20 protein-coding genes are annotated in these 21,253 nt (G+C 39.7%); 10 read left to right on the forward strand and 10 right to left on the reverse strand.

Features of this window, described 5'->3' with window-relative positions; all coding sequences use genetic code 11:
- Positions 1-146: 146 nt before the first annotated feature.
- Positions 147-584, forward strand: coding sequence for a DUF4395 domain-containing protein (locus tag SLH46_RS00570; RefSeq protein WP_320279185.1), 438 nt, complete (start codon positions 147-149; stop codon positions 582-584).
- 231 nt (positions 585-815) lie between these two features.
- Positions 816-2,093, forward strand: coding sequence for an MFS transporter (locus tag SLH46_RS00575; RefSeq protein WP_320279186.1), 1,278 nt, complete (start codon positions 816-818; stop codon positions 2,091-2,093).
- Here SLH46_RS00575 and SLH46_RS00580 read toward each other — a convergent pair whose 3' ends face one another.
- The 6 genes from SLH46_RS00580 to SLH46_RS00605 form a co-directional block, all read right to left on the reverse strand.
- Positions 2,094-2,498, reverse strand: coding sequence for a hypothetical protein (locus SLH46_RS00580; RefSeq protein WP_320279187.1), 405 nt, complete (start codon positions 2,496-2,498; stop codon positions 2,094-2,096).
- A gap of 45 nt (positions 2,499-2,543) precedes the next feature.
- Positions 2,544-2,732 carry a hypothetical protein gene (locus tag SLH46_RS00585; RefSeq protein WP_320279188.1) on the reverse strand — a complete coding sequence of 63 codons (189 nt, stop codon included), beginning with the start codon at positions 2,730-2,732 and terminating at the stop codon, positions 2,544-2,546.
- Positions 2,725-3,240, reverse strand: coding sequence for an OmpH family outer membrane protein (locus tag SLH46_RS00590; RefSeq protein ID WP_320279189.1), 516 nt, complete (start codon positions 3,238-3,240; stop codon positions 2,725-2,727). Before SLH46_RS00590 ends, SLH46_RS00585 begins: the two co-directional genes overlap by 8 nt.
- Before the next feature lie 198 nt (positions 3,241-3,438).
- Positions 3,439-4,149, reverse strand: a complete 711-nt coding sequence (locus tag SLH46_RS00595) for a hypothetical protein (RefSeq protein WP_320279190.1) — start codon at positions 4,147-4,149, stop codon at positions 3,439-3,441.
- 150 nt (positions 4,150-4,299) lie between these two features.
- Entirely contained in the window at positions 4,300-4,968 is a 669-nt protein-coding gene (locus SLH46_RS00600; RefSeq protein ID WP_320279191.1) for a ferredoxin--NADP reductase, read from the reverse strand.
- A gap of 44 nt (positions 4,969-5,012) precedes the next feature.
- Positions 5,013-6,113 carry an Sb-PDE family phosphodiesterase gene (locus SLH46_RS00605; RefSeq protein ID WP_320279192.1) on the reverse strand — a complete coding sequence of 367 codons (1,101 nt, stop codon included), beginning with the start codon at positions 6,111-6,113 and terminating at the stop codon, positions 5,013-5,015.
- Between the two features lie 192 nt (positions 6,114-6,305).
- On the opposite strand from SLH46_RS00605, the gene SLH46_RS00610 reads away from it, so the two are divergent.
- Genes SLH46_RS00610 through nagB form a run of 3 tightly spaced genes read left to right on the forward strand, consistent with a single transcriptional unit; the run spans position 6,306 to position 10,626 of the window.
- Positions 6,306-7,523 (forward strand): ROK family transcriptional regulator, encoded by a 1,218-nt coding sequence (locus tag SLH46_RS00610; RefSeq protein ID WP_320279193.1) that lies wholly within the window; start codon positions 6,306-6,308, stop codon positions 7,521-7,523.
- 3 nt (positions 7,524-7,526) lie between these two features.
- On the forward strand, positions 7,527-9,833 hold the full coding sequence (locus SLH46_RS00615) for a glucosamine-6-phosphate isomerase (RefSeq protein ID WP_320279194.1): 2,307 nt from the start codon (positions 7,527-7,529) through the stop codon (positions 9,831-9,833).
- Between the two features lie 13 nt (positions 9,834-9,846).
- Positions 9,847-10,626: a glucosamine-6-phosphate deaminase gene (nagB, locus tag SLH46_RS00620; protein ID WP_320279195.1), complete on the forward strand. Its 780-nt coding sequence runs from the start codon at positions 9,847-9,849 to the stop codon at positions 10,624-10,626.
- 383 nt (positions 10,627-11,009) lie between these two features.
- Here the strand turns inward: nagB and SLH46_RS00625 are convergent, their stop codons facing one another.
- From SLH46_RS00625 to yidD, 4 genes are all read right to left on the reverse strand, one after another.
- Positions 11,010-11,819, reverse strand: a complete 810-nt coding sequence (locus SLH46_RS00625; RefSeq protein WP_320279196.1) for a metal ABC transporter permease — start codon at positions 11,817-11,819, stop codon at positions 11,010-11,012.
- A gap of 1 nt (position 11,820) precedes the next feature.
- Positions 11,821-12,567: a metal ABC transporter ATP-binding protein gene (locus SLH46_RS00630; RefSeq protein WP_320279197.1), complete on the reverse strand. Its 747-nt coding sequence runs from the start codon at positions 12,565-12,567 to the stop codon at positions 11,821-11,823.
- Positions 12,567-13,442, reverse strand: coding sequence for a metal ABC transporter solute-binding protein, Zn/Mn family (locus SLH46_RS00635; RefSeq protein WP_320279198.1), 876 nt, complete (start codon positions 13,440-13,442; stop codon positions 12,567-12,569). The genes SLH46_RS00630 and SLH46_RS00635 overlap by 1 nt, the downstream gene beginning before the upstream one ends.
- Positions 13,443-13,522: 80 nt before the next feature.
- On the reverse strand, positions 13,523-13,792 hold the full coding sequence (gene yidD / locus SLH46_RS00640) for a membrane protein insertion efficiency factor YidD (RefSeq protein WP_320279199.1): 270 nt from the start codon (positions 13,790-13,792) through the stop codon (positions 13,523-13,525).
- 210 nt (positions 13,793-14,002) lie between these two features.
- Here yidD and SLH46_RS00645 point away from each other — a divergent pair, with 210 nt between their 5' ends.
- The 5 genes from SLH46_RS00645 to SLH46_RS00665 all read left to right on the forward strand — a co-directional run bounded on the left by SLH46_RS00645 (position 14,003) and on the right by SLH46_RS00665 (position 21,239).
- The gene (locus SLH46_RS00645; protein WP_320279200.1) at positions 14,003-14,980 is read left to right on the forward strand and encodes an ROK family protein; all 978 of its coding nucleotides are present in this window, start codon (positions 14,003-14,005) and stop codon (positions 14,978-14,980) included.
- 177 nt (positions 14,981-15,157) lie between these two features.
- The gene (locus tag SLH46_RS00650; RefSeq protein ID WP_320279201.1) at positions 15,158-18,055 is read left to right on the forward strand and encodes a sensor histidine kinase; all 2,898 of its coding nucleotides are present in this window, start codon (positions 15,158-15,160) and stop codon (positions 18,053-18,055) included.
- Positions 18,056-18,100: 45 nt separating this feature from the next.
- Positions 18,101-18,853 carry a LytR/AlgR family response regulator transcription factor gene (locus SLH46_RS00655; protein WP_320279202.1) on the forward strand — a complete coding sequence of 251 codons (753 nt, stop codon included), beginning with the start codon at positions 18,101-18,103 and terminating at the stop codon, positions 18,851-18,853.
- Positions 18,854-19,069: 216 nt separating this feature from the next.
- The gene (locus tag SLH46_RS00660) at positions 19,070-20,134 is read left to right on the forward strand and encodes a hypothetical protein (RefSeq protein WP_320279203.1); all 1,065 of its coding nucleotides are present in this window, start codon (positions 19,070-19,072) and stop codon (positions 20,132-20,134) included.
- Positions 20,135-20,186: 52 nt separating this feature from the next.
- Complete coding sequence (locus SLH46_RS00665) at positions 20,187-21,239, forward strand: hypothetical protein (RefSeq protein ID WP_320279204.1); 1,053 nt, start codon at positions 20,187-20,189, stop codon at positions 21,237-21,239.
- Positions 21,240-21,253: the final 14 nt, after the last annotated feature.

The raw sequence follows: 21,253 nt of genomic DNA on the forward strand, positions 1-21,253 counted from the left end.
GCTAAATATAACCAGCCTCAACCTTTATTTGATGACGAATGACATACTTTGTTAACTTTTTGTGAGGAATTAAAGTGTAATTCATCTTTTATTAAATTAAAAGATCTATTTGTATTTTATTTGTCGCAAGATTTAACACGACAGCTATGCGACAATTAGTTTGCCCGATATCGACAGATAAAGTCGATGAAAAAACTACCCGAATAAACGCACTGATTGGAATTTTACTGGTGATTACCGGTTTTGTGATGAACTCGTCGATCTTTTTGATTGTACTGATGGCCGACTTTTTTATGCGTGCTTTTACCCAGGTAAAATATAGTCCGGTCAGCTATGTCAGTTATCGTTTGTCGAATGCATTGAATTTAAAGGAGAAACAAATAGCAAAAGCACCTAAGATATTTGCTGCCCGACTGGGCTTTTTTATGTCGCTGGTAATTGTTGGTTTATTTCTGGCTCAGCTTCACACTGCAGCAATGGTTGTTGCAGGAATGCTGATATTTTTTGCAACCCTGGAATTTGCGCTGGGCATTTGTATGGGCTGCATCATTTACACCTACGTAGTACTACCTTTTTATAAATAATTCAACTGGAATACAATTTTTCGTATTAAGGCTTTCGTCGGTTGACGGAGGCCTTTTTTATTTTCATTTTTTACGCAGAAATAGAAATTTGATTGTTCCGTTTCATTGACTCGATCCTTCAATCATTTGAACAAATATTTGCCCGTCAAGCTATTTAAAGTAATTCCTGCGGCGGTAAAAAAATAAAAACACTATTTTTCGATCATCAATCTATAACGACAAAAACCACCGATGGTAAAAGCGGAAAATAAAGTCACTAATCCGGCGATGTGGGTTCCAACAGCCTATTTTGCAATGGGATTACCTTTCATGGTTCTGGCTCAATCAACAACTATCATGTACAAAAATATGGGGATCTCCGATGCAAAAATTGCATTCTGGACCTCATTGATTATGCTTCCCTGGACACTAAAACCACTTTGGAGCCCGGTTTTAGAGATGTTCAAATCGAAGAAATTCTTTGTTGTTACCAGCCAGTTTATTACCGCCATCACTTTTGTTTTGATTGCTTTCTCCCTCCCACTTCCTAACTTTTTTGCCTACTCCATTGCTTTGCTGGGAGTAATTGGATTTAGCGGAGCTACCACCGATATTGCCACCGACGGCGTTTACCTCAGTGTCCTCTCATCAAAAGATCAGGCACGCTACATTGGCTGGCAGGGCGCATCGTATAACGTGGGGAAATTTTTAGCCTACGGAGGATTTGTTACAATAGCCGGAATTCTGGAAAAACAGTTGGGTGTAGTAAATGCATGGGTTGCTGTTATGATTGGAATTGGAGGCGTTATGGCGCTTGTAGGCCTTTATCATTCGCGAATGTTACCCGGTGGAGAAGCATCAACCTCGGAAGTTAAAAGTTTAAGAGAAGGATTTGTTACACTTTGGGATGTACTAAAAACCTTCTTTCAGAAAAAATATATTTACTGGTACATCGCCTTTATTATACTGTTCCGTTTTGCCGAAGGATTTGCCATAAAAATTGCACCGTTGTTTTTTAAAGCTGATGTTTCTTCCGGCGGACTTGGACTATCGACTACCCAAATTGGAGTGGTTTACGGAACACTGGGAACTTCTGCATTTGTTGTGGGTTCGTTACTTGCAGGCTATTTTATTGCCCGACGCGGATTAAAACGAGCACTTTTAATTCTGATCAGCACCTTTAACATTCCGTTCCTGGTATATGCTTTGCTAGCTCATTATCAACCATCGAGCCTCTACCTGGTAGGTGCTGCTGTTGTTTTCGAATACTTTGGTTATGGTTTTGGATTTGTTGGACTGATGTTGTTTATGATGCAACAGGTGGCTCCCGGAAAGTACAAAATGGCTCATTATGCCTTTGCCACCGGAATTATGAACCTTGGATTTATGGTGCCGTCGATGCTGAGCGGCTATGTTAGCGATTGGCTGGGTTATAAATTATTTTTCTCATTGGTATTATTAGCCACTATTCCGGCTTTTGTTGTTGCACGGTTCGTTCCTTTCGGACATCCTGAAAATACAGACAGTTGATTAACGGAAATCCTTATCCCCCGGCAAAATTGAAGGACTTCCACTAAGTCGTTTTTCTTTTATAAAATAAACGAAGCTTGAATCGGGCACTGCAACTGGCATATTCCAATAATCACCCGAAGGTTTTGCAACCGGCATATTATCACCAAAGGCAAAAAATACATCTGTGGTTGATTTTATATACGAATTATCGATCGTGCTTTCTGCTTTCTCATCCACAACAAATGGCTGAGTTCGTTGATCATCCAGTTTTAATTCAGGAGAAATGGTAAAATAATTGGGTTGCTGCTGTTGTCGAAAATCATCAAAATCAATACGTGGAAGTGGTTTAATCGCAAAATCATTTTGACTTATCGAAGTAAAACTTAAACAACAAACAAACATCAAAACAACTATTGATTTCATGGTTATAGTTTTGTTTAGCAAGTTAGTAAAGGACGCCTTAAATAGCTAGGCAATTAAAGTTTTTAACATTTGCAGCACATCGTCCTTTCTCCGTCGCGATATCAAAATTCGGTCGCCGTTTGAAAGTTCGAGCGTCCCGCCGTCGGTTTTTGAGTACGCCAGTGCATAAAACCAATTTACTATACTCGTTGTGCCATACCTCAAATTACTAAAACAAACTAATGCTTTATTCACCTTTTATCGCCTCCAGAACCAACGGCGTTAAATCCTCGCTTTCAGGAGAAACGTATGCCACGGCACCGGTACTTACATCAAGAACATATGAGAGTCCCTGCGCTCCCGCAATATTGCTGATTTGCTGGTTTATTTCGGCGTATATTGGCTGTATGAGTTCCATGTTACGGCGCTGCAATTGCTGCTGTGCGGTTTGGTTGTAATTCTGTATTTTTTGCGACTGCTCCAGAATTTCGTTTTGCCGCGTTTGTTTCACAAAATCGGAATATGTTTCGCTTTCGGCCTCAAACTTTTCAATGGCAGCTTCATGCTCTTCAATCATTTCCTGGTAAATCTCCTGCATATCTTTTGTCTCCTGTTCAAGAATAGCGCTCAGACTATCCATCGACGGATGTTTCTGCACCAGTTCCTGAATATTTACATGCCCGATCTTTAAGGTTTGTTGTGCTTTTGTAATCGATACGGCTGAAAAGAGAATAAGAGCCGACAAGAGTAATTTTATTTTCATTCGTGTAATTTTTTTGATTTTGCTCAAAGGTCAACGAAATATTGTGCCGATTTTCGTAAAAGACGTTAAACTTAAAGGGCGTAATCGTTAACAAACTTAAAGGAGTGGTTTCAATTGTAAATTTATGTTTCGTTTGCCAAAATTCAGGCATAAAAAAAGGGTGGAAATCCACCCTTAATATCTGGTATGTAGTAACTACTAATTTGCAGGTCGTGCAAAAAGTGCATCGTCAAGAGGTTCGTCAACTTTAATCTCTTCCATTATCACCGACTGTTTTCCCATCGGCATTTCCACTTCTATTTTATTGGCGATTTTAATTCCTTTTACCTCTTTATACTCCAACATCTTAGTTACAATGTCCATGGTTTGTCCCATTGCTTCAACTTTCGACTCCACTTTTGTAACCATATAAGTATCGGCATCGATGTAATACGTTTGTACAGTTCCGGCTTTGTCGGTAAGTTTTAGCTTATAAGCTTCTGCCCCGTCGGCATCAACTTTACCCAGCATTTCAATGGTACTTCCTTTGGCTGCATAATTATAAAGTGCGCCTTCCATATCGGCCTGACCCATTGCCTGTTGCAACTGCGCTCCGTCGAGGTCCTGAACACCGTCTCCCATCATCGGGTTCTTCATCCAGCCTTTTTCACCATCAAAAGCACTAACGGTTTTTTGTCCCATCATTTCCACATCAACCCTGAATTTATTAGGTTTTTTTACTTTAATCTGCATCGGCATTTCCATGCCCATCATGCTCATTTTGGCTTTAATGTCAAATGTTTTAACATCGCCAACTTTATCCAGGCCATTGGCCTTATAGTAACTGTCCAATACTTTGTCAAGCGATTGTGCTTGTGTGTTGATTAATGCAAAAAGCATTAAGGCGGCTAAGAAAAAAATACGTTTCATTCGTTCTTGATTTTAATTTTGTAAAGGTAATTGACATAAAATAGCACCACTGTTTAAGTTACGCGCTAAATACTTGTTTCGTTTTTGATTATGTTTTTCAACTAAGTGTACATAATTGGTATCACTAAAATACAAATATTACACTTCGTTTCAAAAATATATTTCGGCAATGATATTCCCGTAGTCAACCCCTTTTTCAATCAGCAAATCACGAACTTCAACCACCATCAGCGCTTTTCCACACAGGTAGAATTTTACGTCGGGTAGTTCGTCTAATTCTTCCAGGTATTTCGATACACGACCCGGAAAAACATCGCACGATTCTTCCTGAGAGCAGCATCGAACATAATTTTTACCCAACGACCATTCCAACTCGTCTTCGAAATAAAACTGGTTTAAGTGCCGAACGCCGTGAATAAGTGTTTTATTCTCGGAATTACCAGATCGGAACATCGCATAAAAAGGAGCAATACCGGTTCCGGTGGCAATCCACCAGGCCGGATCGTTTGTTCCCAAAAAACTTCCGTACGGTTCCGAAACAAAAAGTATGTCGCCCGGAATCATAGCTGCCATTTTTGGTGTTAAAAAACCATCGTCTTTTATGTTGAACAGAATTCGGAGTTCGTCTTCCTGATTACCGCTGCAAATGCTGTAAATTCGTGGCGGATGTTCAGTGTCGACACCAATTTTTACTACTTGCCCGGGTAAAAAATCAAAATTCCTGCGAAACGAAATCACATGTACACCCGGCGAAATCTCTTCGTTATTAGTAACAACCTGTCGGATTAATGGTGGTTCTTTTTTTGTTCTTGCTGACATTTATATTCGAATAAAAACTCAAAGCACCCTAACAAAACTACCTCCTAATTGTTTCGGAAAGTGAATGTTATTACAAGGCTTTCGTCAACTCCGGTGAGCATATTTTTTATGCGGTAATAAACGTTCAGGTTGGCTGCATTTGCCACCTCATCGGAGTTGCCGGTTAAACTCAACGCCGTAACATGATGCGCTTTTAACGTTATGTTTTCCTGTGCATCAAAGCCAACACCCGGCTGAACCAGTTCCAGTTCATAATCAACATCCGAGTTGTTCGTAATCTTTATCACCCTTGACTCTTTGTTTTTTAAGCGTAAAGGTGATTTTGAAAAGTCTAACGACTCGAAAAACAATGGCTCCAGAAATTCCGATCGTCCGGCAATTGTGTTATCGTAATACACAGCCGTTCTGCCATCAAACAATGCTTCTTTAATCCCCCCGATGGTACGGCTTTTGGCGAAAACAAGTGTCATTGGACGGTGTCCGCCATTTACTTCCATTGGATCATGAACATCAGAATTCCCCATCATGGTTAGGTTCTTTTCGTTAGCCCAATCCATCGCTTCCGGACAAAACTCCCAGTTATACACCTCAATTCCGTGTAACATATCGTTTTCGAAAAAATAGGAATGATCGTCCCACCACACTACCGAATCGGGTTGCTGTGCATCCCAGCACGGGTGATTCCACATAATAAATGCGCCCTGGTCGCGCGCTTCTTTTACCGCTGCCCGCACATCTTCCAGCTCCAGTAAATTGGCGTTGGTAATAAACAAGGCATTTAAGTGTCCCGGCGGCATGCCACGTGTAATTTCGGTTCCTTTAATCAGTAAAATCTCCGACTGGTCGGCCAAAGGTTTTGCCAAATCGTATGAACGATTATGATCAGCCACCACATCAATCGAATGCGGACGGTATTCAATATGATCGGTTATTGAAATGGCATCCAGGCCTTCTTTCCAGGCTTCTTCCACCCGAACAGTTGGCCACACGGTCCCATCAGAAAATACCGTGTGCATATGAAAATCGCACTTTAATGTTTGATAGCCTTCAATATCCGGAATGTTGATTATTTGCCGTGTTTGTGCACTTAGTAACTCGCTGCATAACACGAGCATGACAATAAAAAATGCTTGTCTTTTTATCATGTGGATACGTTTATTTATTTAACCCGATTTTAAATATCCCCGAAAATAACCAACAATAAAATATTTTCATATTAATTTTTTATGAATTGTAAATGAATAGTTAAATTTAGAAGAATTATAATATTCTTTTTAATTTTTTTAAAAAGATTCTTGTTTCATATAAAATTTATTCTGATTTTTGCAGACACAGTTATGGAAAAACTATTTAAAACCACAGGAAATCAAAGTCAGGCAGTTGAGCAAAAAAAGACTGCACAGAAAAAACAGATCCTTCGTTCAATTTATTTTAACGGCCCGCTTTCAAATTCTGAGCTGGCCAAACAAATCAAACTTAGTACACCAAAAATCAACAGTCTTCTGCTTGAGCTGATAGAAGACCAATTGGTTACTGAACTCGGACGGGGAGATTCAAGTGGTGGCCGTCGCCCGAACATTTACGGGTTGGTTGAAAACGGTTTTTACGTAATTGGAATTACTATTAATGTTACCCGCACGATTATCTCGATTTTTAATAGTTGTAACCAGGAAGTTAGCGGCCCACATTATTTCCCAATAAAAATGTCGTCGGATATTAATCTGTTTAATCAGGTTAATGCAGAGCTTGAAAAAGTTATAAAAGAAAGCAATATCGACCACAACAAGATTTTGGTTGCCGGACTTGAATTGCCGGGATTAATTAACCAAAAAGAGGGAATTAACCAGACGTATTTCCCTGAAGTGGAAAACCTGTTTGATGAGCTTAAGAAAATATTTGGTATCCCGGTTTTTGTTAATCACGATGCAAAAGTACGCACTTTCGCCGAGCAACATTTCGGTTTGGCGAAAGGCAAAAAAAATGTACTTATGCTGCAGGCTGACTGGGGCTTAGGACTTGGCATCATCATTAATGGAAAACTTTATCCCGGAAAATCGGGCTACTCGGGCGAATTCGGGCACATACCACTGGCCGACAACGGAGTGCTTTGTGTTTGCGGGAAACAGGGTTGTTTGGAGACCATTGTTTCGGCCAACGCCATTGCAAGGCAGGCCCGCGAAGGAATTCAGCAAGGTAGTTCGTCGCTGATAAAAGACCTGGTAGCGGGCGATTTAAATAAAATAGATATTTCAACAGTAATACAAGCGGCCAATTCAGGCGACCAGTTTGCCATTTCACTTTTCTCAGAAGTAGGAAAATGGCTGGGACGCGGAATGGCTTATCTGATTCAGATATTTAATCCGGAATTAATAATAATTGGAGGACAAGTAGCAGTGGCCAGCCAGTTTATTCTGGCTCCGATACAACAGGCAATCCATACATTCAGCAACCGCGATATCAGTAACGAAACTGAAATTCAGTTTTCGGAGCTGGGCACGAAAGCAGGAACGATGGGAGCGGCCGCTTATGCGCTTGAACGAATTTCAAAACAATAACTAATGACAGTCAATTTTACAAAGGTTGAAGAAGCATTTTTCGAAGAAACAAAGTCTCAAAAGATCACCACTAAAACTCCTTATATTACTACCGAAAGCTTTCCAAAGCTGGGGCTACTTTCGGCATTGAGTTTTTTGGAATGGGCCAGTAAAAATCCAAACGGCGTGGTAAGTTTGCCAACCGGAAAAACAGCCCAGTATTTTCTTGATTTCACACATCTTTTATTGGAGAACTGGAACAATAAAAAAGGAAAAGACTTCTTGGAGAAATATGGTTTGGCCGATGTAAAAAAGCCTGATCTGAGAGAACTCTCGTATGTCCAAATGGGCGAATTTTTCCCCATTAATCCGGAGCAACACAACAGCCTTTACAACTACGCACAAAAACAATATATCGACGGGCTGGGCTTTAAAAAAGATAAAGCGCTGCTGATAAATTCGGAAGAAATTGAACTGGCAGAAGGCAAACATTTCTCTGAAATTTTCCCTGACTTTAAAATCGATCTTTCGTTACGTTACCGCGAAGCCAAAACACACCAGGAGCAGCTGCAACAACAATCTATTTTTAAAATTGATAACTGGTGTACAGCCTACGAAAATAAAATTCGCGAAAAAGGTGGAATCGGCTTCTTCTTGAGCGGCATTGGTCCTGACGGATTGATCGCATTTAACACTCGCGGATCCGACCATTTTTCCTCAACACGTTTGACTGAAACGAACTTTGAAACGCAGGCAATTACTGCTGCCGACCTGGGTGGAATTGAGGTGTCGAAAAACCGTTTGGTAATTACCATTGGTTTGGGAACACTTACTTTCAATTCAAAAAACAAAGCCATTGTTTACGCAGCAGGCGAGGCTATTGCCGATACCATAAAAGCGTCGCTGGAAAACGATCCGTGTGTAACTTATCCGGCAACAGCACTTCAGAAATTGGAGAATGCACGCTTTTATCTGACTGAAGGAGCAGCCGTTTCGTTGGAAGATAGCATTGAAAGTTATTACACCTGCTCGCCATGGACGCATCAAAAAACAGAACGTGCGGTTATTGAGCTTTGTAAAAAGATAAACAAGTTTGGTGGTAAGCTGGAATTGGAAGATCTGAAAGCAGACAAATACTGTAGTATGATTCCCGGTCTGAACGAAAATACGGTTCAGTCGGTTATCGATTCTATTTTAGCCAAACTGCAAAAAGGAATGAAAAAAGAGGTGGATCAGGTGTATTACCACACCGGCCCGCACCACGACGATATTATGCTTGGCATTATGCCATCGACCAACCGCCAATCGCGCGATGCCAGCAACGAACTGCATTTTTCGGTGGCAACATCGGGTTTTACGGCGGTAACAAACACCTTTTTATACAACTTGCTGGTTGACACAAAAGACCTGATTAACCAGGGAAAAATTGAAATGATCAACTTCCCCGACTTTTTTAAAGACGGGTATAAATACAAGTGGGACAAAGACATTTACCACTACCTGGATAACATTGCCGCACAAGATGCAGAAGAAAAACGCCGTGGAGTTTGCCACCGTGTTGTGCGTGCGCTGGTATCGATTTGGGAGATTAACAACGAAGCTGAACTGCTGGAGACCATTTTTGAAATTCTTACCATTCTGAAAAACTGTTACGACGGAGGTAAAAATCCACCAAAAGTGCAGAAGCTAAAAGGAATGATCCGAGAGTTTGAAGAGGAACTGGTTTGGGCACACTACGGAATTATGGTGAAAAATGTTCACCACCTGCGTTTGGGCTTTTACTCGGGCGAATCAAACTACGAGAAAGACATCCTTCCCATTCTGGAAGATTTCAGAAAATACAAGCCAACGGTTATTAGTTTGGCCATGGATCCGCAGGGAAGTGGTCCGGATACACACTACAAAGTTTTGATGGCCATTGCAAAGGCTGTTGAAGACTGGAGCAAAGAGGAAGATTTGAGCAACCTGCGAATTGTTGGTTACCGCAACGTGTGGTTCAAATACAACCCGTGGGATGTAGAAGTAATCGTTCCTGTTTCGCTGAACTCGCTGGCAACACTGGGCAAATCATTCTCAGAATGTTACATTACACAGGTTAATGCTTCGTTCCCGAGCTACCAGTTGGATGGTAAATTCAGCGACCTGACACAACGTGTTTGGTTCGATCAGCACAAACAAATTCAATTATTGCTGGGTAAAAATTTCTTTTACCAAAACGAATCGCCACTGTTGCGCGCCACACACGGTGTAATTTACCACCGCGAACTAACTGTTAAGCAATTCCTGCAAGAAGCCCAGAAACTGGGAAAAGCAATGGAAAATATACTTTAAAAAACCAGAATATATGAAACTAGTTATTCATAACAACTACGATGAATTAAGCATTTGGGCTGCAAACCATATTGCCGAAAAAATAATTGATTTTAATCCGTCAGCAGAAAAACCTTTTGTGCTGGGTTTACCAACCGGATCAACGCCGCTGGGAACTTACAAAGCACTGATCGACTTATACAAACAAGGAAAAGTATCGTTCGAAAATGTGGTTACTTTTAACATGGACGAGTATGTAGGTATTGCTGAAGATCATCCGGAAAGCTATCACAGTTTTATGTTCGAGAACTTTTTTAACCACATCGATATTCCGAAAGAAAACATCAATATTCTCGACGGAAACGCAGCAGATTTAGATGCCGAATGCGAACGTTACGAAGCAAAAATTGAATCGTACGGAGGCATTGAACTGTTTATGGGAGGAATGGGCGCCGATGGCCACCTGGCATTTAATATTCCGGGATCGTCGATTCAGTCACGCACCCGTTTGGTCGACCTGAACTACGACACGATTGTTGCCAACTCGCGTTTCTTCAACAACGATTTAAAACTTGTTCCAAAACAGGCTTTAACTGTTGGTGTTCAAACCGTACTCGATTCAAAAGAAGTACTGGTTTTGGTAAACGGATACAAAAAAGCACGTGCCTTGCAAAATGTGGTGGAAAACGGCATTAATCACATGTGGACATTATCGGCATTACAAATGCATGCGAACGGTATTATTGTTTGCGACGAAGAAGCTACAATGGAACTTAAAGTAGGAACAGTAAAATATTTTAAAGAATCAGTTTAAACCAACTGGATCTCATAAATTAAAACTGCCCGCCTGATAATTCAGAGCGGGCAGTTGTGTTAATAATCCCGAATTGATTTGTGACTATCACACTCCGAAAATACATTTTCTTTTCAATTGAACCAAACCTGAAAAGCCCGATTCCAGCATTTTTTAAACATATTTTAGAAGTTGAATTTTTCGTACGGAATTGGCTTGGTATCACTTCCTTTCCATTTTCTTTATCGGCTTTATTACCACCTCTTCCCCGCACTGTGGACAGATATAAATTTCGCAACCGGTACAGGCAAAACAGTTACTACACGTTCGTGAAACATCAAGATTCGAAAACTGAAAATTACAGTTTGAACAGGTGTATATTTTTTCCTTTTTCTGCCCCAGCATCAAAATAGTGATTTCGCCAACCGAAGCACTCCGAAAATAATGATCAGCGTAAAAATTATGGCGGCCCCCGATGGAATATTCAGAAAATACGAAATAAATAATCCGGCAATTGTACCGATAAATGCAAACAGCGAGGAGAGTACCAGCAAACGTTTAAAATCTTTGGTAAATAAGTTGGCCGATGCCTGCGGTATGGTGAGCAACGATAAAATAAGAATGATGCCAACCACCCTGATGTTTAAAACTACGGTAAGCGCAATGAGCACAATAATGAGATAGTTAAACAAATTAACGGGTAAACCAGCTGTGCGTGCAAATTCTTCGTCGAAAGCGATGTAAAGTATTTTTCGCAGGAAAACGGAAAAGAAAAGCACCACAACCAGGTTGAGCATAAACATCCACCAAAGTTCTGAAGTTGTTACGGTGAGGATATTTCCGAACAGGTAACTCATTAAATTTGGAGTGTATCCGGGTGTAAGAAAGACAAATATTATTCCGAGTGCCATTCCGAGCGACCACCAGATTGCAATGGATGAATCTTCCCGGATTTCGGCAACTTTGGTAAAAAATTGTATGCCCAAAGCCGATAAAACCGCAAAAAGTACCGCGCCCAGCAATGGATTAAATCCAAGAAAAAATGCCAGTCCGATGCCTCCAAACGATGCATGAGTAATTCCTCCACTGATAAAAACGATACGTCGTGACACGATGTAAGCTCCAATTATTCCGCACGAAATACTTGCAAATACCGCGGCAAGAAAGGCTTTCTGAAAAAATTCGTATGAAAATAATTCTATTATTGCATTCATATTAATGATGATGGTGCTTTAAAACGGTGTGAGGAATTTCGCCATGCGAAATGATTTGAATCGGGCAATTATAATTGGCCAGCTGTTCTTGCGAAATTACATTACTCGGGTGATAATGCAGGTATTTATTTACACAGGCAATCGATTTTACGCAGCTGGTAATGGTACCCACATCATGCGAAACCAAAAGAATAGCAAGCTCTTCGTTTAGCTTTTGAAGCTTGTCGTAAAGTTCCCCTTCAAAACGGTTATCCACAAAAGTATCCGGCTCGTCAAGGATAAGTAATCTTGGTTCGCTTAGTAACGCACGGCATAAAAATACACGTTGCATTTGGCCGCCAGACAATTCGCCAATAGCTTTGTTACGAATTCCGGCCACACCCATTTCTTCCAACAGGCCCTCAGCTTTTTCTCTGACTTCGCCTTTTGTTTTTTGGCGGTTTTGCATAATTCCGCCCGACAGTACCACATCAAAAACAGTAATCGGAAATTTCCGGTCGATATGTCGTACCTGTGGCAGGTAGCCAATTGGTTTTTTCCGGCCACTCATTTCTTTCGAGAAATGAATATGGCCCGATTCAGGTTTTAGCAAACCCAAAATGGCTTTTAACAAGGTTGTTTTTCCGCCACCGTTTGGACCGATTACTCCAATAAAATCCCTGTCGCTAATTTCAAGATCTACATTTTCGAGTACAGGAACCTTGTCGTAACCAACCGTAAGCTGCTCTATTTTTATTAGTGGATCCATTAAAAATTATCTGTCAGAATTTGAGTCATTTGTCTCAGGTTTTCCTCCCATTCGGGATTAAGCGGCCACACCTCAACAATTTCACCACCAATTTCGTCGGCAAAAACGCGGGCATGTTCACGATCAAATTCACTCTGAATATAAATAACTTTTATTCCTTCTGATTTAGCCATGTCAACAACTTCGCGCAATTGTTGCGGAGTTGGTTCTTTTCCACCGGTTTCGAGCGAGAACTGCTCCAGCCCGTATTCCCGTGCATAGTACGAAAGACTTGGATGGAAAACAATAAATTTTTTCCCTTCAAAATCCTTTAATTGCTTTTTAAGATCGACATCAAGCTGATCGCATTCTTTTACAAAACGCATGTAGTTGGCCTTGTAATCATTGGTCTTTTCAGGTTTTAGTGCCGAAAGCTCATCGAGAATAACCTTCGCCATTTGTTTCACCAAAGTTGGAGAAAGCCAAACATGAGGATCAATCCCGTCGATGTGCACGTGGTCGCCATGCTGTTCAATATGATCGGCTATTAAATCGAGGTCTTCCGAAATGTTTACCACTTTCATTTTTGTGTTGGCCTGTTCAATTTTGTCTTTCCACGAGTGTTCAAAACCAATGTAACCAATACGGAACCAAATGGCTGAACGCGAAATATCTTTAAGTTGCGAGGGCAAAAGTGTATAAGCTGCCGGACTCGATCCTGGTGGAATAAGAACATTCACCTCAAAATCGTCGCCAGCTATTTTTTCTACAAAAGTTTTTTGCGGTAAAATACTAACGGTAACCACATCTGCAACTGCTTCTTTTTTCTCTTTTTTTTGATTCCCGCACGCAACAAACAAGCTTGCCAGAATCAACAAAAGCATAATTCTCTTCATCAATATATTTTTTAGTGTCTCATTTTAACAACGTTCCACAAATTTAGTTTTATGTTTTGGATTAAATAAAACGATCGGACTTAAAACTTTTTTGCGCCCGGATCTTTTGGCGGAACGGGATCGTAACCATGCGTTCCCCAGGGATGACATTTTGAAAGGCGCCTCAAGGTCAACACAAAACCTTTAAACGGTCCGTGAATCTTTATCGCCTGAACAGCATATTCTGAACACGTGGGGACATGCCGGCACGATGCCGGGGTAAACGGTGAAATCGCATACTTATAAATATAAATAGGGATTAAAAGTATCCACCCCAAAAACTTCAGAATTGCTTTTCCAATTGCTTTCATACTATTCGGCAGCAAATGTACGATTAAATTTTATCCTTGTTTTGTACCCCAAATTACTGAATCGTACTAAAAAACGTTAAAGCTTAATTGAATTCAAAATAAATAGCCATAAACATTGGTACGTATCAATGTCAATTGCATAATATTTTTAATTTTGCTAAGATACATGGATAGACAGACAATATCTAAATTAATAAACATAATAACACGATGAAAAAAGTTGCAATTGGGGTTGATATAGGCGGTACCAATACTGCTATTGGTGTAGTTGACGCAGAAGGACACGTGATGGTAAAAGACAATATTTCTACGCCCTCACATGGTGATATCGACCAATACATTTCAGATTTGGCAGCGGCCATTAAAGAATTGATTAAATCAGTTAAGTTACTGAACGAAAACCTTGAAGTTGTAGGTATAGGAATTGGCGCTCCAAACGGTAATTACTACAGTGGGACAATAGAATATGCTCCAAACCTGTCGTTTAAAGGCGTGGTTCGATTAGTTGAGTTGCTACGTGCACATTTTCCTGAGATGGAAGCACTGGCATTAACAAACGATGCAAATGCTGCAGCTATTGGCGAGATGATCTACGGTGGTGCCAAAGACATGAAAAACTTTGTAATGTTTACTTTGGGAACCGGAGTTGGTAGTGGTATCGTTGTAAATGGCGACCTTGTTTACGGTCACGATGGTTTTGCCGGCGAATGTGGTCACACTACGCTTATTCCTGGCGGTCGTTTGTGCGGATGTACAGCATTGGGCCACTTGGAAGCTTATTGCTCGGCACCGGGTATGAAACGTACTGCTTTTGAATTGATGGTTCAATACAATGCTACCGACAGTGTTTTAGCCGACAAATCGTTTAACGAGTTAGACTCGAAAATGATTTACGAAGCTGCTGAAAAAGGCGACAAAATTGCGTTGGAAGTATTCGAAAAAACAGGTGCATGGTTAGGACAAGGATTGGCCGATACCGTTCACCACCTGAGTCCTGAAGCAGTATTCCTGTTTGGCGGTCCTACCGCTGCAGGCGATTACATCTTCGCACCTACTAAGAAGCACATGGAGAAACACTTACTTCCTATCTTTAAAGATAAGATCAAAATTCTTCCATCGGAACTTAAGCCTGGCGACGCTGCAATTGTTGGAGCAAGCGCATTGGCTTGGAAAGAGCTGGAAAAATAGATTTTCGCAGATCATATAAATTAAACAGGAGCCATTTTGGTTCCTGTTTTTTTTGACAATAAAACAATGTACAATTATATGATTATCTTATTTTTATAGCCAGTACCGATAAAACCGAAAATGCCAATCTCAAAAGACCACACAATACAATGCAAGTTGACAACCTTATTGAGTTGGATGATTGTTTTTATTTTTTCGGTTAATCAACTTCACGCCCAAAAACTCCACCAGGAATATACTTCAAAACATTATACAATACACGACGGACTTGCGCAAATGCAGGTTATGTCGTTATTCCAAGACAGTAAAGGGTATTTATGGTCTTACACCAAAGCAGGCCTGAGCCGCTTCGATGGCAAACATTTTAAGAATTACACCGATGATATTAAGATTGCAGGTTTTGATATTATCACTATGGGAGAAACCGAAGCGGGAAATCTGCTTCTCTTCGGGCCATCAAACTTCGCTGAACTTGAGGACGGCTCAGTGGAGATATACAACTATCCCGACAATCAAAGCAGCTCCTCTCTCGCTTATTTTTGTCCAAAGAAAAAGCTTAAGGAGATTTATCGATTTCTTCCCGATAACAAAAAACAAATTGAAATTCTATCATATGCAAATACCGATTCTTTAATTAGCTATCCGGTTAATAACAATGCAGGACAAGTTATTTATATAAGCGAAAGTGTCGAGAATCTGGTTTGGCAAACCGATTTCGATTCCATTTACATCTCCGAATTAAAAACACGACAAACAGTAAAAACACTGGCCAATCCATATTCAATTAACCAAATTATTCGCTGGAGAGACGATTATATCGGTGTAAATAATAACTATCAGGTATTCAAATTAATTAATAATACATTTCATTTTCTATTCCAGATACAGCCACCTGTCCGTTTTTTTAAAATTATTCAAACTCCATCGAATGATGCGCTGATAATAAAAACCGACTGTGATATTTTCTATTACAAAGACAAGCTGGTACCGATTAAACAAAATCTTACTTCGATTCGTGATATTCTATTCGACTACGAAGACAATCTGTGGGTAGCTACCGAAGAAGGACTGTATAACTTCTTTCAGCTCAACTTTGTAAACTATACTTTTTCGAAAGGAAATAAAGACTGGGTTTGGTCGGTAATTGAAGACGATAATAACAATTTTTGGTTTGCGTCGTACCAAAATGGTTTGTGGAAATGGGACCGGGAATCGATTACTGATTACACCGATTTATTGAATACAAACCTGAAACATCACATCGCTAATACCGACTTACACAAGATGTACCGCTATTATATGGGTGCCAGTAGAATGGGTTCCACGTTGTATTTTCCAACCGAATGCAATGTATTACAATACAAAAACGACACATTCTCGCCGGTTGAAGACCTGCTCGAACTCCCATATCAGATTACAAAAGCTTTACCCGACAGTACGATGATATTTGCTGGTTTTGCCGGTTTGTTTATAAAAAAACCAAACGGAAACATAAAATACCGGAGCCGCGACAGTGTTGGCGTTTCAAGTATTTTAAGTGTTGAAGCCGACACAAAAAACAGAATTGTTGCAGTTGGTAAAAACGGAGTAGCAGTTGTTTCAAACGACAGTATTATCCGGTATCAACAAGATAATGTCAGGCGCAGTTACAGTACCACAAAAGACCATAAAAACAACATTTGGATAGGCGGGATAAAAAATTTAAACCTCTATACCAACGACACAATTATACCAATTGCACAGAAGGAAGAAGAAGCTTTTTATTCGCTTCTGTTTGTTGCGCCACATTATTTATTCATGGGCGGAATTAAAGGTTTATATGTTGCCAATCTGGATGATTATTACAAAAACGGAATCTTTGAAACTGTGCTTTACAACGAGTCGAGTGGTTTTACCGGATTAGAATGTGGGCAAAACGGCTTTTTTACCGATTCCGAAGAAATGATATGGATACCAACAAGCGACCTGGTAACGCGTTTCGACCCAAAAAAACTGATTGATAAGAAAATTACATCGCCTCGTATATTTTTAAACACAACCGTTTCTCCTGATAATATCAGGTGGCAAAACCTGAATTCAACCGGAAATAATTCTTTTAATTTCAACCATAACAACATCCGTTTTCTGGTTGACGTAATTTCGTTTGCCAATGCCGGAAATATCCGATTTTACTACAAATTAGAAGGTTTACAAGACGACTGGTTGCCGGCTTCAGAAATTAACGAGGTTACTTTTTATCAGTTAAAACCCGGCACTTATCGTTTTCTTGTTAAAGCTGATGCCGGTGTAAGTTCGGCATGTTCTGACACATTATTTTTTGATTTCGAAATTCAGAAACCATTCTGGCAAAAATGGTGGTTTATTCTTTCCGAAATAATACTGTTAGCATTACTGGTGTATTTTCTGGTCCAGTTTTTCAGAAAAAAGGAACAGCAGAAAGCAGCAACGCGTCAACGATTAATGCAATTAAAAAGCGAGGCACTGGCCGCCCAGCTTGACCCTCATTTTGTAATGAACTGTTTAAATAATATTAGTGGTTTGGTGAATGCCGGCCATAAAGAACAAGCCAATACTTATATTGTAAAATTCTCGAAACTCTTACGCGTTATACTGCAAAGCATTAAAAAAGAATCGATTAGTCTGAGCGAAGAATTGGAAATTGTAAAAAAATATATGGAGTTGGAACAGTTCCGATGTAACGACTGTTTTTCATACGAAATTGTACTTCCTGAAAACTGCTCGACAGAAACAATCTCTGTACCCTCGATGATGCTACAGCCTTTGGTTGAAAATTCAATCAAACACGGATTTTCGGATGTAAACAACAGAGAATTAAAAATACAAATTACCATTACAACCGAAGATCGGAAACTCAGGTTTTCGATTGCCGACAATGGTAAGGGTTTACAAGCAAATAAAGAAACAAGCGGAACAGGTTTAGGTACACAAATTACGCGCGAACGGATTGAGCTGCTTCAAAAGAAAAGTAACATTAAGTTCGAAATGTCAGACAGAAATCCCGGCGTTGAAATAAAATTTGAAATTCCACTATTAATAATACATAACAAATTTTAACACAGAAGGTTATATTTGTATAAACCCGGAATAGCATAATTAAAAATGATAAAAGCAGTAATTGTTGAAGACGAAAAATATTCGGTATTAAACCTTACAGAACTTCTCGAAAAATATACACACGACGTACAAATTGTCGAAGTGTTTGAATCCGGTCGTAAAGCACTGGAAAAACTTCCCCAAATTGAATTCGATCTTCTTTTTCTTGATATTCAGTTTAACGATAATTTCGATGCTTTTGAAATGTTAAACACATGGCAATTCGATCAACTACATGTAATTTTTGTAACCTCTTACAACCAGTATGCCCTAAAAGCATTTAAACACAATGCCATTGATTATGTTACCAAACCTATTGATAAAGACGATCTGATATCGGCAATTAATAAAGCCAGACACCATATTTTCAGAAAAAAAGAACTGGACGAATTATTTAAAACGATACAGGCTTTCAGGAAACGCCAGGTTGCCATAAAAGGCCAACACGAAACAGTGTTTGTACCAGCAAAAAGTATTTTATACCTCGAAGCAGAAAAAGACTATTCGACGGTACATTTTATAAACGAACTCAACCAACCAAAAGAACTTATTACCTCCAAACATTTGGGATACTGGGAAAGCGAGTTGGAAGACTACCCATTTATTCGCATTCACAAATCGTATTTAGTGAATATGGATCAGGTACAATCGTACAATACCAGGACTTTAAAATTATACCAGGGAACAAAACTCGATATTGCCCGCGATCGCCGGAAAGATGTTCAGAACAGAATTCTTGCATACAAAACCCTCGACTAAAATCTTTCCCAAACTCGCCTATTTTTACTAAACATATTATACGGTTAGTTGACATAAACATACCATTTATTGCTCCATCACTACAGTTGGCTGACTCCTTCAATAATTCCCTTTAAATAAGGAATATTCGAATTATTTTTAGTTTCAAAACTGCCATTATTACAGTGTTACCAAGCACCATTTTCTGCTCAAAAAACAAACAAAAATTCAATAACCATGAAAAATCTTTTCTTTCTACTATTCCTATTTATGGGGATTACCACATTCGCCCAAAAACAATTTGTAGTGCAAAATGGCACTGCACAATCTTTCGACGATATTAACGATGCTATTGCAGCCGCATCAGCCGGCGATACACTCTACCTTCCCGGTGGAGGTTTTTACATTGACCCTGCAACCATTGACAAAACCTTACACTGGCGCGGAGTAGGACACTATCCCGATTCAACTGCAGCAACAGGCCACACGCAAATTACAAATGCTGTAAATTTCACAGGGAATTGCGACAACAGCACGTTCGAAGGCATATACTTTCAGACCACTGTCACTTTCGGTTCGAACGACGATGAGTGTACGGGCGTAACAATGAAACGTTGCCGGGTTTGGGGAACACTTTATATGAGAAGTACTACCGATATTAGTACTGGAGCTCCAGACCTGGGATTTCACCTTACAGAATGTGTTACTCAAGCACTTGATGCTCGTTACAGCATGAATGCTCGTGTGGAAAAAAATTTAATTTTCAGCACATTAAATAATTTCAACCGATCGTTCTTTAATCATAATTCTTTAAACGATTACGACGGCTATAATCGTGTTATCAGGTATTGCGAGAACTGCCAGTTTACAAACAATGTTTTTGGATATTCCTACGGTCTTTATTACACTTACAACTGCAATTTCGAAAATAACCTCTTTCAATCAACTTTACCTTACGATCCAACAACTTCAACGATTACCGGCTCCGGTAATATTATTAATATCGGATCGGGAAATATTTATGAGGACATATCGAACAGTGCTAATATTTACACCTTTTCGTACGATAACGACTACCATTTAAATACCTCAACAACAGGCACCGATGAGAATGGAAATACCGGTGTAAGTATAACTGGCAATGCAACTGATGGTACTAATCCCGGAGTTTACGGAACTGCGCTGCCTTACAAAGAAGGAGCCGTTCCTTATTCTCCTCACATTCAAACAGCCAATATTGATAACGAAGCTGTATCAGGAAACCTGGGTGTACAAATTAATGTAGCAGCACAAGAACGCTAATCCCAGTGAAATTCTAAGTACTTAATACGCATTAATACAAAAACCGAATATCATGAAAAAAATAATCATACTTCCGCTCTTATTCCTTACATTCATTAGCTGGGGACAGGCACAATTTATCGTGCAAAATGGCACCAAAACCGAAGTTTACAATAATATAAATACTGCTATTGAAAATGCAGTTGCAGGCGATACATTGTATTTACCGGGTGGAGGATTTAGCATTACCGATGCAACCATTGAAAAAACACTGCATTGGGTTGGGCACGGACATTATCCTACCGAAACGGAAGCAACCATGCAAACAAGAATTACTACCGGATTAGTTTTTACCGGAGATTGCGACAACAGTTCATTTGAAGGAATTTTATTCACAAGCAGCCTCAATTTTGGTAGCTCCGATGATGAAGCAATTAATATAAAGCTAAAAAGATGCAGGGTAATCAACACGCTTACTCTTCGTAGTGCAACCACCGGCAATCCGGATTTAAATTTTCAAATTAGTGAATGTGTACTACAAGGCGTTAATGGAAATTATGGTAGTAACTGCACAATAGAAAAATCGTTAATATTTTCCTACATTGATAAGTTCTATCAATCGAATTTCGATCATAATTCGATCAATGTAAATGGCTCTTCATCCTATGGTTATTCAGCAGTACGATATTCAGACTATTGCACATTTACCAATAATGCATTTGGAGTCAAAGGAGGACTCTATACTTCAACCAGCAACAATCTGTACAACAACATTTTTGCAGAACCATTACCATACAACACTAGTAGCACCAACGGTGGATCCGATAATATTTACAGTGTAGGAACTGCCAATATTTACACAACAATTATTGGCAACATTTACACTTTTGAATACGAAAACGATTACCATTTGAACACAAGCTCCACCGGAACTGCTGAGTCCGACGCATCAACCGTCAGTATTTTGTCATCAGCCAGCGATGGAACCAATGCTGGTATTTACGGAACAACAACTCCATATAAAGTCATTCCTTACTATCCGCACATCAACACAGCAACCATTGCTTCCGAAGCAGCAAACGATAAACTGGGAGTTAATATAAATGCAGCCGCTCAAAGCCGCTAATCGCTCAGGTTTAA

The organism is Draconibacterium sp. IB214405, assembly GCF_033963885.1.
Classification (GTDB): domain Bacteria; phylum Bacteroidota; class Bacteroidia; order Bacteroidales; family Prolixibacteraceae; genus Draconibacterium.

What these genes read in the sequence shown, in the direction of transcription:
- SLH46_RS00570 (WP_320279185.1), top strand. Translation starts at nt 147, where the DNA reads ATGCGACAATTAGTTTGCCCGATATCGACAGATAAAGTCGATGAAAAA.
- SLH46_RS00575 (WP_320279186.1), top strand. Translation starts at nt 816, where the DNA reads ATGGTAAAAGCGGAAAATAAAGTCACTAATCCGGCGATGTGGGTTCCA.
- SLH46_RS00580 (WP_320279187.1), bottom strand. Translation starts at nt 2,498, where the DNA reads ATGAAATCAATAGTTGTTTTGATGTTTGTTTGTTGTTTAAGTTTTACT.
- SLH46_RS00590 (WP_320279189.1), bottom strand. Translation starts at nt 3,240, where the DNA reads ATGAAAATAAAATTACTCTTGTCGGCTCTTATTCTCTTTTCAGCCGTA.
- SLH46_RS00595 (WP_320279190.1), bottom strand. Translation starts at nt 4,149, where the DNA reads ATGAAACGTATTTTTTTCTTAGCCGCCTTAATGCTTTTTGCATTAATC.
- SLH46_RS00600 (WP_320279191.1), bottom strand. Translation starts at nt 4,968, where the DNA reads ATGTCAGCAAGAACAAAAAAAGAACCACCATTAATCCGACAGGTTGTT.
- SLH46_RS00605 (WP_320279192.1), bottom strand. Translation starts at nt 6,113, where the DNA reads ATGATAAAAAGACAAGCATTTTTTATTGTCATGCTCGTGTTATGCAGC.
- SLH46_RS00610 (WP_320279193.1), top strand. Translation starts at nt 6,306, where the DNA reads ATGGAAAAACTATTTAAAACCACAGGAAATCAAAGTCAGGCAGTTGAG.
- SLH46_RS00615 (WP_320279194.1), top strand. Translation starts at nt 7,527, where the DNA reads ATGACAGTCAATTTTACAAAGGTTGAAGAAGCATTTTTCGAAGAAACA.
- nagB (WP_320279195.1), top strand. Translation starts at nt 9,847, where the DNA reads ATGAAACTAGTTATTCATAACAACTACGATGAATTAAGCATTTGGGCT.
- SLH46_RS00625 (WP_320279196.1), bottom strand. Translation starts at nt 11,819, where the DNA reads ATGAATGCAATAATAGAATTATTTTCATACGAATTTTTTCAGAAAGCC.
- SLH46_RS00630 (WP_320279197.1), bottom strand. Translation starts at nt 12,567, where the DNA reads ATGGATCCACTAATAAAAATAGAGCAGCTTACGGTTGGTTACGACAAG.
- SLH46_RS00635 (WP_320279198.1), bottom strand. Translation starts at nt 13,442, where the DNA reads ATGAAGAGAATTATGCTTTTGTTGATTCTGGCAAGCTTGTTTGTTGCG.
- yidD (WP_320279199.1), bottom strand. Translation starts at nt 13,792, where the DNA reads ATGAAAGCAATTGGAAAAGCAATTCTGAAGTTTTTGGGGTGGATACTT.
- SLH46_RS00645 (WP_320279200.1), top strand. Translation starts at nt 14,003, where the DNA reads ATGAAAAAAGTTGCAATTGGGGTTGATATAGGCGGTACCAATACTGCT.
- SLH46_RS00650 (WP_320279201.1), top strand. Translation starts at nt 15,158, where the DNA reads ATGATTGTTTTTATTTTTTCGGTTAATCAACTTCACGCCCAAAAACTC.
- SLH46_RS00655 (WP_320279202.1), top strand. Translation starts at nt 18,101, where the DNA reads ATGATAAAAGCAGTAATTGTTGAAGACGAAAAATATTCGGTATTAAAC.
- SLH46_RS00660 (WP_320279203.1), top strand. Translation starts at nt 19,070, where the DNA reads ATGAAAAATCTTTTCTTTCTACTATTCCTATTTATGGGGATTACCACA.
- SLH46_RS00665 (WP_320279204.1), top strand. Translation starts at nt 20,187, where the DNA reads ATGAAAAAAATAATCATACTTCCGCTCTTATTCCTTACATTCATTAGC.